Origin of the sequence: Oxalicibacterium faecigallinarum, assembly GCF_014635705.1 — a bacterium.
In the GTDB taxonomy this organism is placed as follows: Bacteria; Pseudomonadota; Gammaproteobacteria; order Burkholderiales; family Burkholderiaceae_D; genus Oxalicibacterium; species Oxalicibacterium faecigallinarum.
In genome coordinates, this window is sequence record NZ_BMDI01000001.1 from 1,308,590 (window position 1) to 1,324,695 (window position 16,106).

At 53.2% G+C, this 16,106-nt stretch carries 13 protein-coding genes and 1 riboswitch; of the genes, 4 read left to right on the forward strand and 9 right to left on the reverse strand.

Annotated features, from left to right (window positions below):
- Positions 1–54 precede the first annotated feature (54 nt).
- Positions 55–2,073: a TonB-dependent receptor gene (locus IEV29_RS06290; RefSeq protein WP_188380364.1), complete on the reverse strand. Its 2,019-nt coding sequence runs from the start codon at positions 2,071–2,073 to the stop codon at positions 55–57.
- 122 nt (positions 2,074–2,195) lie between these two features.
- Positions 2,196–2,413: riboswitch (cobalamin riboswitch) on the reverse strand.
- Between the two features lie 153 nt (positions 2,414–2,566).
- Here IEV29_RS06290 and IEV29_RS06295 point away from each other — a divergent pair.
- Complete coding sequence (locus IEV29_RS06295; protein WP_188380365.1) at positions 2,567–3,364, forward strand: BUD32 family EKC/KEOPS complex subunit; 798 nt, start codon at positions 2,567–2,569, stop codon at positions 3,362–3,364.
- A gap of 31 nt (positions 3,365–3,395) precedes the next feature.
- Here IEV29_RS06295 and IEV29_RS06300 read toward each other — a convergent pair whose 3' ends face one another.
- The 3 genes from IEV29_RS06300 to cobT are packed head-to-tail and all read right to left on the reverse strand — an operon-like array spanning position 3,396 to position 5,864.
- Positions 3,396–3,950 (reverse strand): histidine phosphatase family protein, encoded by a 555-nt coding sequence (locus IEV29_RS06300; protein WP_188380366.1) that lies wholly within the window; start codon positions 3,948–3,950, stop codon positions 3,396–3,398.
- A 21-nt stretch (positions 3,951–3,971) separates the two neighbouring features.
- Positions 3,972–4,784: an adenosylcobinamide-GDP ribazoletransferase gene (locus IEV29_RS06305; RefSeq protein ID WP_229726259.1), complete on the reverse strand. Its 813-nt coding sequence runs from the start codon at positions 4,782–4,784 to the stop codon at positions 3,972–3,974.
- A 42-nt stretch (positions 4,785–4,826) separates the two neighbouring features.
- Positions 4,827–5,864 (reverse strand): nicotinate-nucleotide--dimethylbenzimidazole phosphoribosyltransferase, encoded by a 1,038-nt coding sequence (gene cobT, locus IEV29_RS06310; protein ID WP_188380367.1) that lies wholly within the window; start codon positions 5,862–5,864, stop codon positions 4,827–4,829.
- Between the two features lie 431 nt (positions 5,865–6,295).
- On the opposite strand from cobT, the gene IEV29_RS06315 reads away from it, so the two are divergent.
- Positions 6,296–7,075 (forward strand): protein phosphatase CheZ, encoded by a 780-nt coding sequence (locus IEV29_RS06315; protein ID WP_188380368.1) that lies wholly within the window; start codon positions 6,296–6,298, stop codon positions 7,073–7,075.
- Positions 7,076–8,911, forward strand: a complete 1,836-nt coding sequence (locus IEV29_RS06320; protein ID WP_188380369.1) for a chemotaxis protein CheA — start codon at positions 7,076–7,078, stop codon at positions 8,909–8,911. It abuts the gene before it with no gap.
- Positions 8,912–9,001: 90 nt separating this feature from the next.
- On the opposite strand, the gene ntrC is transcribed toward IEV29_RS06320, so the two are convergent.
- From ntrC to glnA, 4 genes are all read right to left on the reverse strand, one after another.
- The gene (gene ntrC / locus IEV29_RS06325) at positions 9,002–10,537 is read right to left on the reverse strand and encodes a nitrogen regulation protein NR(I) (RefSeq protein WP_188380370.1); all 1,536 of its coding nucleotides are present in this window, start codon (positions 10,535–10,537) and stop codon (positions 9,002–9,004) included.
- A 70-nt stretch (positions 10,538–10,607) separates the two neighbouring features.
- Positions 10,608–11,681, reverse strand: a complete 1,074-nt coding sequence (glnL, locus tag IEV29_RS06330) for a nitrogen regulation protein NR(II) (RefSeq protein WP_188380371.1) — start codon at positions 11,679–11,681, stop codon at positions 10,608–10,610.
- Positions 11,682–11,768: 87 nt separating this feature from the next.
- A complete protein-coding gene (locus tag IEV29_RS06335) occupies positions 11,769–12,260 on the reverse strand; it encodes a DUF4124 domain-containing protein (RefSeq protein WP_188380372.1) in 492 nt (163 codons plus the stop codon).
- Positions 12,261–12,414: 154 nt separating this feature from the next.
- On the reverse strand, positions 12,415–13,830 hold the full coding sequence (gene glnA / locus IEV29_RS06340; protein WP_188380373.1) for a type I glutamate--ammonia ligase: 1,416 nt from the start codon (positions 13,828–13,830) through the stop codon (positions 12,415–12,417).
- A 408-nt stretch (positions 13,831–14,238) separates the two neighbouring features.
- Here glnA and IEV29_RS06345 point away from each other — a divergent pair, with 408 nt between their 5' ends.
- Positions 14,239–14,694, forward strand: a complete 456-nt coding sequence (locus IEV29_RS06345; protein WP_188380374.1) for a rhodanese-like domain-containing protein — start codon at positions 14,239–14,241, stop codon at positions 14,692–14,694.
- Here the strand turns inward: IEV29_RS06345 and IEV29_RS06350 are convergent.
- Positions 14,691–16,052: a TAXI family TRAP transporter solute-binding subunit gene (locus tag IEV29_RS06350; protein WP_188380375.1), complete on the reverse strand. Its 1,362-nt coding sequence runs from the start codon at positions 16,050–16,052 to the stop codon at positions 14,691–14,693. The two genes, IEV29_RS06345 and IEV29_RS06350, sit on opposite strands and share 4 nt — an antisense overlap.
- Positions 16,053–16,106: the final 54 nt, after the last annotated feature.

Sequence of the window (16,106 nt, forward strand, 5' to 3'; positions counted from 1 at the left end):
AGTTTTTTAATATTTAAAAAGGGGCTAACAAGCCCCTTTTTAAATTACATTCACTCAAAAATTTATGCGAGCAGTAAACTTTAAAGCCCGACCAGCATTTGGATAAATTCCATCTTTGCAGCTACCGCCATTGGTATCTCCAAACGCCTGACCAAAATAATTTTTGTCAGTCAAATTGGAGCCCGATAACGCAAATTCCCAAGTACCCAACTTTATGGAATAACGAGCATCCAACGTCGCATACGCTGGTATGCGGACACCACAGGTATTCGTAAAATCCCCACCATAAAGTTGAGAATCAACCCATTGAGCACCGACATACGCTGTTTGACCATTTCCTGGCAACCAATTTAATCGCAACGTAGCAGTATTTTTTGGCACGAGAACCATGTCATTCCCATCGTTTGGGCCAGAAACCAACTTCGCCGAGACATGTTGCAAGAACGCTGATAAAGAAAACGTCTCACTTAGACCAGTAGTAGCATCAATCTCTACACCTTGACGACGAGTTTTATCCAAATTTACGTTAACACCTGTACCAAGAGATCCCGGCAAAGTCGGATTAAAGAAAATTTCGTCCTTTAGATTATGACGAAATACTTTAGCTACCAACTTTGTTTTATTCAGTTCTATTGACGAGCCGAATTCAAAATCGTTAGAACGTTGAGGACGAAGACGTTCGTTGTTGAAGGAGTATGAGTTTTCATCCGCATTTGCAACGCGATAACTTCTACCGATCTTCGAAAATACTTTAATCAAATTAGATATTTGGTAAGAACCTTGCAAGTCAAACGCATTTAGCGAAAATGACTCATCATAATTTTTCGTAGCATCTATCTTGTTTCTAAAATCTTGATCAAATTTCTCATGTCGAAAACCAAACGAGATTTGAGTTTTTTCAAACCTCAAATCATTACGTGCATAGATAGCTTTTGATTGTTGTGAAGTTTCAGAAGCAGAAGGAAAGTCACCAAAGCCATTGGACTGATAAACGCCATCCCTCATATTTTTGGATTCAGCAAAATCCACCCCTACGACAAACTCGTTGCTGTACTGAGCAGACTTAGATATGTATCTTACCCTTGGTGAAAACTGAGTCACATTGCTTTTGAAATCCGACAGAGTTTTCCCATCAAAAGAGTCAATGCCAAAAGAGTTTCCTTTCTTATCTCGGCGTGATAACTCCGCCGCCAATTGAATATCTTTTAAATTTATCTCTCCAAACAAAGTGTACCGATCTGAATCCGTTGAGCCATAATCAAACGGATTCATTGTTTGTCTTGGATTTTGAAGATATTGAGCCTCTGTCAATGAACCTGGGAAACGAGCATCTTGACGTAATGAGTCAACTCTGAGGCCGATTCGACTTATTTTTGAGGCCCATTGCAAGCCGCCACTAAAATTGTCTTGTTTCAACTCGCTATTTTTTCTGTAATTATCGGTACGCAAGCTTCCTAGATTTGCATTAAGAGCAAAGCTGTCCCATCCTTTCGACAAAGATGCCCGCATATCTTGATATCCAAAATTTCCAACCTCAGCAACGACAGAACCGCTTGTAGTATTAGCTAATCCACGTTTCGTGATAATTTGGATCGTCCCACCAGTTGAACCTTCTCCGTACAACACGCTGCTTCCACCACGTACAATCTCAATTCGTTCCACTGTTTCAATTGCAATTGCGGACATCATTGCTGGCTGCAATTCGTTTTCCGATATGCGAATCCCGTCGACAAACACTGCGACATTCTGATCACTATTTGCACCGAAACCTCGCAAGTCCAACGAGGAATCCGAAGTCCCACTTAAATTTTGTCGACCAAAAACACCGGCAATTTTTCGTATCGCTTCATTCACATTGCTAGAACCTGATTCTCGGATCTGCTCAGCAGTAATTACAATCGCACCAATTGGAGCAATACTGCTTTCAAATCTTGAACCGGAAACCGTCACAGGTATAAGTTGCTGCCCTGTTTCAACCTGTGCTGCAACAGGAAAGCTCACGGTTGCGAGTGCAGAAACCAGTGCGAGCGGTTTGAACGCAGCGATGCTGCGATGGGATAGTACGGATGTCATGTTGATGTCTTCAAAAAGGAGTACGCGACCTGCCTCCCCGCGGGTCGTGTCAACGGAAGACTGCAAACGGAAATGGCAAACGATGAGCACAGCAAGCTCAAAACGTTGCGCATCCCCGTCGCATTGCTTCCACCTTTCTGGCCGGTATCCGGGCTGACAAGCATAATCACCCTGCCTTCCCATGCAAGACTGCACAGTGGCTTGAGAAGATGATTTGTCGCAATGGATGCGACGCTTGCTTACCGTTGCGGGGGCAGCACACGTTGGCCTTGCGGTATCGTGTTTCCCGTTTAACTGCGACCATGAACAGGTCGCGGGCACCAGAACGGCGCCATTTTACGTGCGCGGCCAAATCATCGGCAATGATTTATCGCAACCGCTGCTGTTTTGTTCTCATTGAGCGACATCGTGCCGGCTAATGGAATAGCGACATTGCCACGTCCAGCAGACGCCTCTGTTCTATAATTCGTGCTTGCCTGCCATCAATGTCCCCATGTTTACTCCCGAACAGCAGCGAATTGTCGAAGCAAAGTTAGCCGGTCACGCCAGCCGTACGCAAAAGCTGGACATCGACGGCATACCCGTCATCATCAAGCAACTCGAACCTGCATTGAAACACTGGGGTTATCCGGTACTCGACACATTGGCAGCAGTATTACGACAACCCATGTTGCGTGCCGTACCTGCGCCGGGAGGCACCGATGCGCAGAAAATCGAAGTCATGCGCCTGCAGAATCTGAAGACGGCAGGCGTTTCCGTTCCCGATGTTTTACATGTCACGCCGGACTGGTTTGCCATGTCTTTTCTCGGCGCGCATTCGCTGGACCACATGCTGCGCGAGCATGCGGATGTCGGTCAACGCTATTGGGAAAACGGTCTGAACGCGATCCTTGCGCTGCACCGTCTGGGACAAACCGCCAGCCAGTGCTTTGCCCGCAACATGATCTGGCATGACGGCAAGGTAAGCTTCATCGATTTTGAGGATGATCCGACCAAAAGCATGCCGCTGGCATCGGCACAGGCACGCGACTGGGTACTCTTTCTGCATTCGACTGCTTTCATCCTGAATATGCCGCATGAGCACATAGCGTCGGTTCTGCTGCGTTATCTGCGCAAGGATGACCTGAGTGTGCAGCATCAGGTCTTGCGTGCTGCGCGCACTTTTGGCTGGTTGCGTATCTTGCCCCACAAACGCAAGCCTTGGGGACGCGACGTAGTGGCGGCGCAAGCGGCGGCCAATGTCCTGCACCTGATCGTTGAGGAAGACAAGCGCGAACGCGCAATGTTCTGATTGTTGCTGATCACGGGATCAACGAAGACTGTCAGCAATCGACAATCAGTAATTCACCATATCGTATTTGGTGCGGCTTCTGTGCCGCATACAAAGCCATCTCTGGCACAGATAGTCCGTGCTCACATGCTGCCAGCAGACGAATCGTGCCGGCATGGCAAATCACGATGGCATGCTCGATCTCCATGCCGGATAAGTCATCACGAAAATCCCGAACGCGTTGCGCGACTTCCAGTACGCTCTCGCCACCACCTGGCCGGTAGCCAGTCATATCGCTGGTCCAGGCGTCAATATCCGCACGTGGAATGGCATCCCACGCCTGCATTTCCCATGTGCCGAAATGCATTTCGCGCAGGCGTTCATCGTAGGTAGTGGAAATACAGTCGAGTTCTTCCGCAATACTGTCTGACAGCACACGGCAACGCTGTAGCGGACTCGAAAAAAGTCGTGCGTTGCGCGGCAATAGAGGAAGCAATGAGGAACGTGCCGAAGCCAGCGCCTCATCATCCACCGTCAAATCCGTATGGCCATAACAAATATTGGCTGCCACACTTGGTCGTGGATGACGGATCAGATAAAGATGCATGGCGAACCTCGCTTGGTTCTCTTAGTAGGAGACGGCGCTCAACACCCCAAGATAGAAAGCCACTTCGGCAAGCTGCTGCACGGTGCCGAGGCAATCGCCAGTATAGCCACCAATACGGCGCTTGAACAATCTTGCCAGCCAGAACGAGACCGAGACAGCAAGCACGATGCCAAAGATCATGCCATCAAGCGGCATCCAGCCAGAGATCATGCCAATCAACATCACCACACCGACAACAATCGCGGCAATCCCGAATTCACTGCCCGACATCTGGTCCGCGATCGGTTTGGCTTTGCCATTTTCTTTGGCGTATTCCATCCGCCAGATCAGGCTGACAGCGCACAGTCGTGACAAGGGATGGCCGATCAACAAGGCGGCAACCACCGTTGCCGGCGGCAAGGCAATCAAGGCCGTGACCTTCAATGCCAGCATCAGCATGATGCCGATGGCACCATATGCGCCAATGCGCGAATCCTTCATGATGTCCAGCACGCGTTCGGGTGTGGTGCCGCCACCAAAACCATCGCAGGTATCGGCAAAGCCATCTTCATGAAACGCACCGGTCAGCCAGATCCCCACCACGACCGACAACAAGACGGCGACCGGCTGCGGCCATAGCAATGTCGCCAGAATGTAACTCACGCCGGTAATCAAGGCGATAACCAGCCCTACCGCCGGAAAGTAGCGTGCCGCCTGTGCTAGCCAGCGTGCATCGAATCCGACCCAGCGCGGAATGGGCAGTCGTGTAAAAAACTGCAATGCGATGAAGAACAAACGCACTTCATGCATCATGCGTTTTCCCATGTCTTCCTCTTCGAACAGATCCGGTTCCATCCCGTGCCTCTAGCGCATTCCGCTCAGAACAATGTTTTCGATTTAATCCGCTGACTTGTTACTGACGGCAGCCGATTCGAAGGTTGCCATCTCGCACAAGAAATGTACCGCCGCCTGCAGCATCGGCAAGACCAGCACCGCACCTGTACCTTCACCAAGGCGCAATCCCATATGCAACACCGGCTCGCCATGCAGCTCTGCCAGCAACTTGGCATGACCGTGCTCGTCGGAGCAATGTGCGAACACGCAGTAATCCAGAATAGCAGGCTGTAAACGCGCCGCAACCAATAGTGCACTCGTGATGATGAAACCATCAATCACCAGAACCATTCTGCGTTCGGCAGCAGCCAGCATGGCACCAACGATCATGGCGATTTCAAAGCCACCAAATGTCATCAACACCTCCAGTGGCGAACGCATGGAAGCGTGGTAAGCCACGGCATTTGCAACGACTTGCTGCTTGTGCAAAATACCCTCTCGTGAAAGCCCTGTTCCTGCCCCCACACAATCCGCCGCAGGCAGACCTGTCAAAGCGTGCATGATGGCTGCGGCAGAAGTGGTATTCCCGATCCCCATCTCGCCAAAGCCCAGCACGTTACCGGGAATCGCCTGAATCAACTCTGCGCCATGCTGCATGGCTTGCGTACATTGTTCTGCCGTCATGGCAGGCATCGTCGCGAAATTTCGTGTGCCCGCTGCCACCTTGCGATTGAGCAGCCCGGCGCGGTCACCAAAGTCATGATTGACGCCCGCATCCACGATATGCAGCGCACAGGCATTTTGTCTGGCAAAGACATTGATGGCCGCGCCACCAGCCAGAAAGTTCTCGACCATTTGCCACGTCACGCTTTGCGGATAGGCCGATATCTTTTCTTCCACAATGCCATGGTCGCCGGCAAATACGATCAGTGCGGGCGATACGATTGCCGGTCTGACGGTTTGCTGCACCATGCCAATCTGATGCGCCAGTTTTTCCAGCATGCCCAGACTGCCAGGCGGCTTGGTTTTGCCATCAATGGCGCTGCGCAAGGCCTGCGCCATGACAGGATTATCGGTTGCTTGAATCGAGGGAATGAACATGCTTGTCGCGCACAGAAGAGACGCGATCCTTGAGAAGAAATCAATACTTTCGGAAAATGGCCATCCGCCGACGATGCACAACATGCGTTGTGCGTTCCATATGCAGGATGAAAGATCAGCAGTGTATGCGGCGCCCAGAGGCGCGTCAATTCGGTGAAGAGACGCTGTCTGCAACCCGCAACCACAGAACATGTGCATACCAAAATGGCAATAGTGTCCGTTTTGATTTCACCAAATTTTACAAGTGTTGCCGCGCGTCGGCATCTTGCTTTCAATTACTTTGCTGGGATTTTAAATCTCGGTATGATTGATTCATGGTAACAACATGTTCGCAGGCAGCCTCTGCGAGTCATGTTATAGCAGCCAGCGTCATTACCGTATGCTAAAACCATAAAGCGCGCGCAGGCACGGACAACACTGAAGGGTAGAAAATGAGCGGAGATACAGACGATTTTGAAGCATTGTTCGAAGAGATCTCGGCACAACGACTGAATCAGGCACCAGCATCAGCACCATCACCCGCTACCGCTTCACCCGCCGTCACGCCTGCCGCTGCCACGGCGTCCGCAACGGTAACGGCAGTGAGCCAAACGGTCGATCTTTCGGACAAGCCCATGTATGAACGCCTGGGCGGCATCGTACGTACACTGCACGACTCACTGCGCGAGCTGGGCTATGACCGCTCCCTTTCGGATGTCGCTTCACAGATTTCAGATGCACAAGGGCGACTGGAGTATGTCGCCACCCTCACAGAACAGGCTGCCAATAAAGTGCTGAACGCCATTGATGTTGGCATGCCGGAACAGGATGCCTTGTCCAAGAGTGCCAAAGATATGGATACACGCTGGACGCAACTGTTTGAAGGCAAGCTCAGCATTGATGAATTCAAGGTGCTGGCCGGTGACTCCAGAAACTTTTCGGCCAAAGTGGCTGAAGCAACGGAGGCCGAAAAGGCACGTCTGCTCGATATCATGATGGCGCAGGACTTTCAGGACATTACCGGACAATTGATCAAAAAAATTGTCACGATCACCAACCGTGTCGAGAACGAACTTGCCCAACTTCTGCTCGACAATGCTCCGCCGGAAGTCAAGGCTGCAGCAGAACAGAAAGCCGATGCACCGGTTGAGCTGTTGAATGGTCCAGCCGTACCGGCTGTCGCCATGGCACAGGACGATGTAGACAGCCTTCTCGCCGATCTGGGATTCTAAATGGATGACATGCTCAAGGAATTCGTCGTTGAGGCGCTCGACCTTGCGACGAACGTGGAAGAACATCTGCTTGCGCTCGAGCGCAACCCGGATGATCTGAACACGATCAATGCCGTGTTCCGTTCCTTCCATACGATCAAGGGCGGCGCCGGTTTCATGAATCTGCCCGCGATGGTATCGGCCTGCCACCTGACCGAAAATCTTTTCGATGCCCTGCGTAACGGACAAGTCGCCGTCACGCCCATGGCCATCGAAGCGGCGCTGCAAGCCAGCGGCTTTGTCGCCGATCAGCTGGAAGAACTGGCCAACGGCGCCCCACCCGAGTCCCTGCCCGCGATGCCGCAGTCCCTGGAAGTCATCCTCACCAGCGCAATCGAAGGCGGCGCGGCACCCCAAGCCGCTGCTACAAATGCACCACCGCCCGCCACCCAGACTGCAGCAACCGCAGATGGCCTCGACTGGCATGCCCTGTATCTGGCGGTCGTGCCGGCAGGCACTGCCGTGGCGGCACCAGCCAATGATGCAGTTGCCGCAGCAGCGCCAACGGAACAAACGACCGCGCCACCTGCAGCAAAAACCGGTAACTGGGACGGCGTCGAACGCCGCACTGGTGCCGCAGAAAAATCCACTGCCGCAGTCAAGGAAGAAAGCATCCGTATCGATGCCGGCAAACTGGACGCCTTGCTGGAAGTGGCGGGTGAATCCGTACAGGCCGCCAATCAGGCTGCTGTGCTGCTGGAAAAACTCGCGCAGTTTCCGATGGAGGGTCAGGCTGCAACCCTGATGTCTGCATTGGCCGAAACCCTGAACCGTGCATCACGCTACTCCACCGAATTGCAGCGCGCCACCTTATCGACCCGGATGCAGCCGGTGGGCAAACTGTTCCAGCGCTTTCCACGACTGGTACGCGAACTCGCCAAGGAACTGGGCAAGGATGTCGATCTGCAGATCGAAGGCGCAGAAACAGAAGTGGATCGTGTCGTCGTCGACAGCCTGTACGATCCTCTGGTACACATGCTGCGCAATTCGCTGGATCACGGTATTGAAGACAACGCGACACGTGCGGCGAGCGGCAAGCCGGCAAAATCCGTCATCCTGCTGAAAGCATGGCAGGAAGCAAGCAGCGTCATGATTGAAATTTCAGACGATGGCAAAGGCATGGATGCGCAAGCCTTGCGCGCCAAAGCACTCGCCAAGGGCCTGATTTCGGACACAGCAGCACAGACGCAGGAAGAAATGCTGCAACTGGTTTTCCTGCCTGGTTTCTCGACCAAGGAAGTGGCGAATAGCGTGTCCGGTCGTGGTGTCGGCATGGACGTCGTCAAGACAGCCGTAGAAAAACACCGCGGCGCTATCAGCATCGATTCCCGCCTTGGTGTTGGCACACGCTTCTCGATCCGCCTGCCGATCGAACTCTCGATCGTGCCGACCATGCTGGTTCGCAGTTCGGACGCCGCCCTGGCCTTGCCTATGGCCGTCGTCGAACGTGTCGTGGAACTGCCTGAAGAGTTCGAAAAAGTAGGTGGTGCCCCCGTTCTGCGTGATCAGGGTCGCCCGCTTCCCGTCCGTTCTCTGGCGGGTGCGCTGGGCTATGAATTACAGACAGAACGTGTCGGCATCGTGATTGCTGCACCACAGCCATACATTCTCTCGGTTGGTATTGTGGAAGGTACGGCCGATCTGGTGATCAAACCAATGACAGCCATGCATGTTGATGGCATTGCCGGTACCGCACGCTCGGCCGAAGGAGAACTGGTACTGGTGGTGGGCCTTTCCTTCCTGCTGGAAGGCAGCAAGCAGACTTACAAGAGCAATACGGTACGTCTTGCGGCTTGAGCCTGAAGCCTCGCCAGTTCCCATGCTGTTGAAACAAAAACGCCCTGAATCATCAGGGCGTTTTTCTATGGTGCGCGAAGCGGACTGATTTCAATCGTCCTTCGCACCATCAATATTCAACTCGTGAATCTTGCGGGTGATCGTGTTACGGCCGATCCCCAAACGCACTGCCGCATCGTTCTTGCGGCCATGCGTATGCTTGAGTGCGGTTTTGATCAGCGCCGATTCAAACTGACGTCCCAGCACATCCATGACCTCCGGTTGTCCTGCTGCCAGCAGCGATGCCGCTTCTGCCTCAAGCAAAGCGATCCAGTTGGATGGTTCCTGCATGACGGGCGCACTGAACGACATGGGCGCGGCAGAACTCGCCGATGCCGATACAAATCCGTCACTGCTTTCCATGGCCGGATACGTTGCTGCTGGCAAGGACGATGGCGTACTGGCTGGCATGCCACCAACTGCCGCAAAGCCCTGCCCTTCGGTCAACTCCTGCGGCAGGTCCTTGGCTTCGACCGTCTGGCCTGGTGCCATCACGGTGATCCAGTTACACAGATTTTCAAGCTGACGCACGTTGCCCGGCAACTCCAGACTGCTGAGAAACTGCATGGCACCATCGGACATACGCTTGACTTCAACACCCAACTGCTTGGCACTTTGCGCGAGGAAGTGACGCGTCAGGATCGGAATATCCTCCTTGCGCTCACGCAGGCTAGGCAGGCGCAAACGAATCACGTTGAGGCGGTGATACAAATCCTCACGGAACAAACCTTCGCGTACACGGTGTTCCAGATTTTGATGGGTTGCCGCAATCACGCGCACATTCGCCTTGAGCGGCTGGTGACCGCCAACACGGTAGAAATGTCCGTCTGACAGCACGCGCAACAAGCGTGTTTGCAAATCAAATGGCATGTCCCCGATTTCGTCGAGGAACAGAGTGCCACCTTCTGCCTGTTCAAAACGGCCGCGACGCGTGGCCTGTGCGCCGGTAAAGGCACCACGCTCATGACCAAAGAGTTCAGACTCCAGCAAGTCTTTTGGAATCGCAGCCGTGTTCAATGCAATGAAAGGCTGCGAGGCACGCGGGCTGTGTTTATGCAGCGCCCGTGCCACCAGTTCCTTTCCCGAGCCGGATTCCCCTGTAATCAGAACAGTGACGTTCGATTGAGAGAGGCGACCGATCGCGCGAAAGACATCCTGCATCGCCGGTGCCTGACCGAGAATTTCCGGCGTATCGGCAGAGACATGTTCGACGCTGGTTTCGCGCAGACTTTCTTCCAGCGCGCGACGGATCAGTTCCACTGCCTTGTCGATATCGAAAGGCTTGGCCAGATATTCAAAGGCACCGCCCTGAAACGCAGCCACTGCTGAATCGAGATCGGAAAAGGCGGTGATGATGATGACCGGCAGACCTGGATGCTTGGCCTTGACTGCCTGCAGCAGTTCAAGACCGGACTCGCCCGGCATGCGGATATCGGAGACCAGTACTTGCGGTGCGCCATCCTTCAAGGCCTCCATGGCATCGCGCGCATTGGAAAAACTCTTGGTGGCGAGATTTTCACGTGCCAGTGCTTTTTCAAGCACCCAGCGAATCGATTCGTCGTCGTCAACAATCCAGATTGGTTTCATAATTCTTTTAATGTTCCGCGTGATGCGGCAATGTCGGCGACACTGCCAGTTTGTTGTTATTCCATCTCGATCAAGGCAAAGGTATGAGGATTCTGAAATCCGTATACCCCGGGCGACTTTCACATTCGATCACGCCCATGTGTTGCTGAACGAATGTTTGCGCTAAGGTCAAACCCAACCCGCTGCCACCGTCCCTGCCGGATACCAACGGGTAGAAAATACGATCACGAATGTCCGGTGGAATACCCGGACCGTTATCGATGATATGCAAGTCTAATGCCAGCCGATAACGCACTTTGGCGAGCGTAACCTGCCGTGCGATGCGCGTCCGCAAGATCAATTCGGCATCGCCACTTTTCATGCGGGTTGCCAGTACTTGTGCTGCGTTATGTGCAATATTGAGTACAGCCTGGATCAATTGTTCCTTGTCACCGCGAAACTCGGGAATCGACAAGTCATAATCACGACGAATCTTCAATCCGTTCGGAAACTCAGAAGTAATCAGGCTGCGTACGCGCTCACACACCTCATGGATATTGACGTCCCCCACAATATGCGGACGGCGATGTGGTGCCAGCAGACGATCCACCAGCGTCTGCAAACGATCGGCTTCCTTGATGATGACCTGCGTGTATTCCCCAAGCTCCTTCAAATGCCGTTCCGGCAATTCCAGTTCCAGCAACTGTGCGGCACCACGAATACCGCCGAGCGGGTTTTTGATCTCATGCGCAAGATTACGGATGAGCTCCTTATTGGCCTGACTTTGATCCAGCAAACGCTCTTCCCGATCCAGCTTGAGCTGTTGCAGGTTTTCACGCAACTCGATCAGCACTGGCGCGTCGGGATTGTCCAGTGCCGTCACGACAACATGCACCTGCAATGGCTCACGCCCCATGCGTTCCAGCGTCAGATCCTGACGTTTGTCGGCAAAGACATGTTCCAGCGCATCCTGAAACAAAACAGCGAGCTCTTCATTACTGAGAAAAAGTTCGGCCAGTGTCTGGTTCAACAAGGTCTTGCTGGATGATTCCAGAAGATTTTCGGCGGCAGGATTGACATAGATAATGTGGCCGTCCGCATCAAACAGCAAAACCGCCGATGCCAGCAGATCAAGACCACCAAGAGAAATCGTATTTTTTTTCACAAGACTCCATCAGAAAAGGCCAGCAAAAAAGAATGGCCGCAACATGCGGCCAGAATGAAGCAAACATCGTACCGATGCAAACGCATCTTATTTAAGATTGCCGAGTTCGCGTTTCAAGGCATCGATGTTACGTTGCGTCCGGGCGATGTCATCCTTCATCGACGCAGTACGCTCCTGATATTTTGCGTAATTGCGCTCGTCTCCGTGCCGCTCCGGCTCGCCGTTGTTGTAGTCGCGCTGGAGGCTCGCCAGTTTGGTTTCTTCGACTTTCATTTCATCCAGAAGAATCTGCCGACGGTCACTATCGCGCGCCTTTTGCTCGGCCGACTCCACGCGTGGAAATGATGCAGGAGAAGCGACCGCAGGACGTGGCGTCGATGGCGTCGCAGCTGGACGTGTCACCGGCGCAGAATGAGTCGTCGTCACGCCCGACAACTCGACTTTCTTGCAGCGTGCCGTCGAACCCGTGTTCTTGTATTCGCGCCGTCCCTCACTGTCGATGCAAAGATAAACATCGCTTTGTGCAAGGGCCGGCAACCCGATGCTGCAGAGGAGCAAAATCAAAAGCTGCTGTTTCATACATGCGCTTCAAACTGTTAAATCAGAACCCTAGTTTATGTCAGGAAACTCGGGGAAACCACCATGCTGCCGCAATTTGTGCGGACGTGAGACAAATAAAAAGCGGGAAAAGCTTTCGCTTTTCCCGCTTCGATAACACGACGACAATAAACGATTAGACCGAGTAGTACATATCGTATTCGACTGGATGCGCGGTCATGCGGAAACGCGTGACTTCCTGCATCTTCAGATCGATGTATGCATCGATCATCGCGTCGCTGAACACGCCACCACGGGTCAGGAACTCGCGGTCTTTGTTCAGGTTGTCCAGTGCTTCTTCCAGCGATGCGCAGACGGTTGGGATCAGTGCATCTTCTTCCGGTGGCAGATGGTACAGATCTTTCGATGCTGCCTCGCCTGGATGAATCTTGTTCTGAACGCCGTCCAGACCTGCCATCAGCAATGCTGCAAAGCACAGGTATGGGTTGGCCAGTGGATCCGGGAAACGGGTTTCGATACGACGTGCTTTTGGATTTGGCACGTGTGGAATACGGATCGAAGCCGAACGGTTACGCGACGAGTAAGCCAGTTTGACTGGTGCTTCGAAGCCTGGAACCAGACGCTTGTACGAGTTGGTACCTGGGTTGGTGATCGCGTTCAGCGCTTTAGCGTGCTTGATGATGCCGCCGATGTAGTACAGCGCGAATTCCGACAGACCAGCATAGCCGTCGCCTGCGAACAGGTTTTTGCCATCTTTCCAGACCGATTGGTGAACGTGCATGCCCGAACCGTTGTCACCAACGATTGGTTTTGGCATGAAGGTCGCGGTTTTGCCGTAGGTGTGTGCCACGTTCCAGACAACGTACTTCAGGTTCTGGGTCCAGTCAGCGCGCTCGACCAGGGTCGAGAACTTGGTGCCGATTTCGTTTTGGCCAGCGCCAGCCACTTCGTGGTGGTGCACTTCAACCGGGATGCCGAGCGATTCAAGGATCAGACACATTTCCGAACGCATGTCCTGGAAGCTGTCGACTGGAGGAACCGGGAAGTAGCCACCTTTGACTGCCGGACGATGGCCGGTGTTGCCGCCTTCGATTTTTTCACCGGTCGACCACGATGCTTCTTCGGAATCAATCTTGACGAAGCAACCGGACATGTCGATCTTCCAACGGATACCGTCGAAGATGAAGAATTCTGGTTCAGGACCGAAATAGGCGGTGTCGCCCAGGCCCGACGATTTCAGGTAGGCTTCTGCGCGCTTGGCGATGGAACGTGGATCACGGTCGTAGCCTTTGCCATCCGATGGTTCGATCACGTCACACTGCATGAACAGCGTGGTTTCTTCCATGAATGGATCGATGTTGGCAGTGTTTGGATCAGGCATCAGCAACATGTCGGATGCTTCGATACCTTTCCAGCCTGCAATCGACGAACCGTCGAATGCATGACCGGATTCAAACTTGTCCATATCAAAATGCGAAACTGGCACAGTGACGTGCTGTTCTTTGCCACGTGTATCAGCAAAGCGAAAATCAACGAATTTGACTTCGTTGTCTTTCACCATCTTCAAGACCTCTGCGGCCGTCATTGCCATGCGAATCTCCTAAATATGAGCAGGTAATACAAGAATTGGGTTGGGTTGTGATCCGTGCTGGTATTCAACTACGCGAACAGCGTGCGTCCATAACTCGCGGGGAATAATAGCAGATTCCATGCCACCATTTGCAGCAAAAACTTGTACACCGGCATGCACGCAAATCGTTGAATCACAAAGCAAAGCTCCGTTTTGGAGCAAAAGTTATCAAGCCATTCACACCCCGCAACTCACCATAAAAGTGCAAATATAAATAAATTCACATTTAAAGTGCATATTTGTATTGAAAAGAACAATTTGATCTTTTTTGGTGCGTTTTTATATGTCAATACAGCCTCTTGAACGAACAACCATTTTTTGCGTGCTCATCTATAATTTCTGCCAATCATTCCACCATGAGGCATTGCAATGAACACAATTCTTGACACCGGACGTCGTCGCGGCGCTGAGGCGCAACTCCCTTATGCTGGCGCGCTAACGCCGCAAGAAAGCCATGCTTTGCTGCAGGCTGACGCAAAGGTCAAATTGATCGATGTGCGCACCGATGCCGAACGCGACTGGATCGGCAAGCCGCAGATCGCCCCGAATCAACAGTTTGCCGTGCAATGGACCTTGTATCCGGGCGGCAAACCCAATCCGGACTTTCTGGCCCAATTGTCACAAGTGGCCGGCAAGGATGATGTGTTGCTGTTTTTATGCCGGGGTGCCGTCCGCTCCAAAGGCGCGGCGAAGCTTGCTGCAGAACATGGCTATACCAACAGCTTTGACGTTCTGGAAGGATTTGAAGGTGCCAAGGATGCGGAAGGTCATCGCAAGAATGTCGATGGCTGGTGCAAGGCCGGGTTGCCCTGGATCGGTGCCTAAGCCGCTCCGGACATCCTGTCAGACTCCGGCGCGTTTTCACTCAGCCAGAGAATCCGCTTGCGTACCAGATTGATATTGCTACGCAGGCGGTACAACTCATCTGCAAACGACAACGGAATCGTAATCTGATTCACCCGCTCTTCCAGCTGCGCCAGACGCTTCAACTGCGCCGGATAGACATCGGCGCGCCGTGCAGGCGGCACCTCTTCGATAGCCTGTTCCACACTACGTAACTGACCATACCAGCGGTAGACACGCGAACGCACCTTCCACACATACAGCGGCGGAATGATGCGCGACAGCGGCAGGAACAAGGCACCAAGCGCCACGATCACCACCCACATCCGCTCAAGGAAATTGGCCAGCCAGAACGGCATGTAGCGCTGCAGGAATGGCGGCCCCTCCCGATAGAATTTCTCCGCTTCCGGCACAACCGGAATTTCCGTGTAACTCGCATTCGGGAATTCGCCTTGCTTACGGAACCAGCCTGCGCCGCCATGCACCGCGGTTGCGGTCTGCACAAAGAGATCGATCAGTGCCGGATGCAGATCTTCGCGCGCAACCAGCGTCGCTGTCGGTGCAATCAGGTGGTAGTTCTTTGATGGCAAATCCTTGCCCAGATCGACGATTCCACGCGGCAGCGTGACATGCGACAGATACGGGAAACGACGCGAATACGCTTCGGCCTGGGAGAAGTCAAACAGCTTGATGCCTGGCGTTTGCAACAGCATCTGTACCAGCAAACTGTCAGGGGCAGAACTGAACACCAGCGCATCGATACTGCCATCGAGCAGGGCCACCGTTGCCGGCGTGTCTTCCAATTCACTCAATCGTACATCCGACGGCTCAATTCCGTTTACCGACAGCAAGGCAGTGAACAGTCTGGGTACGCCCGTCCCTTCCGGACCGACGTTGACCTTGCGACCCTTCAATTCCTTCAACTGCGTGAAAATGCGATTTTCCCGGAAGAACAACCAGACTGGTTCGGTGAACAGGCTACCCAGTGAAATCAGGCCGGCGCGCTCCGCTTCATCATGTTCAGTCGATCCACTTTGCACGAAAGCGATGTCCGTCACCGAGCCCGGATCGTTCAGGCGCCGCAGATTTTCCTGTGAGCCCAACGAAGGTTGCAAGGTAACCGTAATGCCGTAGCGCGCCAGAGTATCGGCGTACTTTTTACCGAACTGCTCGTACGCACTGTTTTCCTGTCCGGTAGAAAGCGTAACGTGCGACGGCGGTGTCGGATCCACCAGCCGATAGGCAACGTAACACGCCAGCACGATCAGCAAGGTCATGGGGCCGACCGTCACGAGCAGATCGCGCAGGGAAAATTCGGTGAACTTGAAGATTCTTGGCATGACAGCCCCGAAGCGAAGGCAAAAAAAGCCGGTAACGACAGTTGCCGTTACCGG

Bases quoted from the DNA above. Each gene is read 5' to 3' on its own strand.
- IEV29_RS06305 (WP_229726259.1), bottom strand. From the start codon at position 4,784: ATGGAACCGGATCTGTTCGAAGAGGAAGACATGGGAAAACGCATGATG.
- cobT (WP_188380367.1), bottom strand. From the start codon at position 5,864: ATGTTCATTCCCTCGATTCAAGCAACCGATAATCCTGTCATGGCGCAG.
- IEV29_RS06350 (WP_188380375.1), bottom strand. From the start codon at position 16,052: ATGCCAAGAATCTTCAAGTTCACCGAATTTTCCCTGCGCGATCTGCTC.
- IEV29_RS06320 (WP_188380369.1), top strand. From the start codon at position 7,076: ATGGATGACATGCTCAAGGAATTCGTCGTTGAGGCGCTCGACCTTGCG.
- IEV29_RS06315 (WP_188380368.1), top strand. From the start codon at position 6,296: ATGAGCGGAGATACAGACGATTTTGAAGCATTGTTCGAAGAGATCTCG.
- IEV29_RS06335 (WP_188380372.1), bottom strand. From the start codon at position 12,260: ATGAAACAGCAGCTTTTGATTTTGCTCCTCTGCAGCATCGGGTTGCCG.
- IEV29_RS06345 (WP_188380374.1), top strand. From the start codon at position 14,239: ATGAACACAATTCTTGACACCGGACGTCGTCGCGGCGCTGAGGCGCAA.
- glnA (WP_188380373.1), bottom strand. From the start codon at position 13,830: ATGGCAATGACGGCCGCAGAGGTCTTGAAGATGGTGAAAGACAACGAA.
- IEV29_RS06300 (WP_188380366.1), bottom strand. From the start codon at position 3,950: ATGCATCTTTATCTGATCCGTCATCCACGACCAAGTGTGGCAGCCAAT.
- ntrC (WP_188380370.1), bottom strand. From the start codon at position 10,537: ATGAAACCAATCTGGATTGTTGACGACGACGAATCGATTCGCTGGGTG.
- IEV29_RS06290 (WP_188380364.1), bottom strand. From the start codon at position 2,073: ATGACATCCGTACTATCCCATCGCAGCATCGCTGCGTTCAAACCGCTC.
- IEV29_RS06295 (WP_188380365.1), top strand. From the start codon at position 2,567: ATGTTTACTCCCGAACAGCAGCGAATTGTCGAAGCAAAGTTAGCCGGT.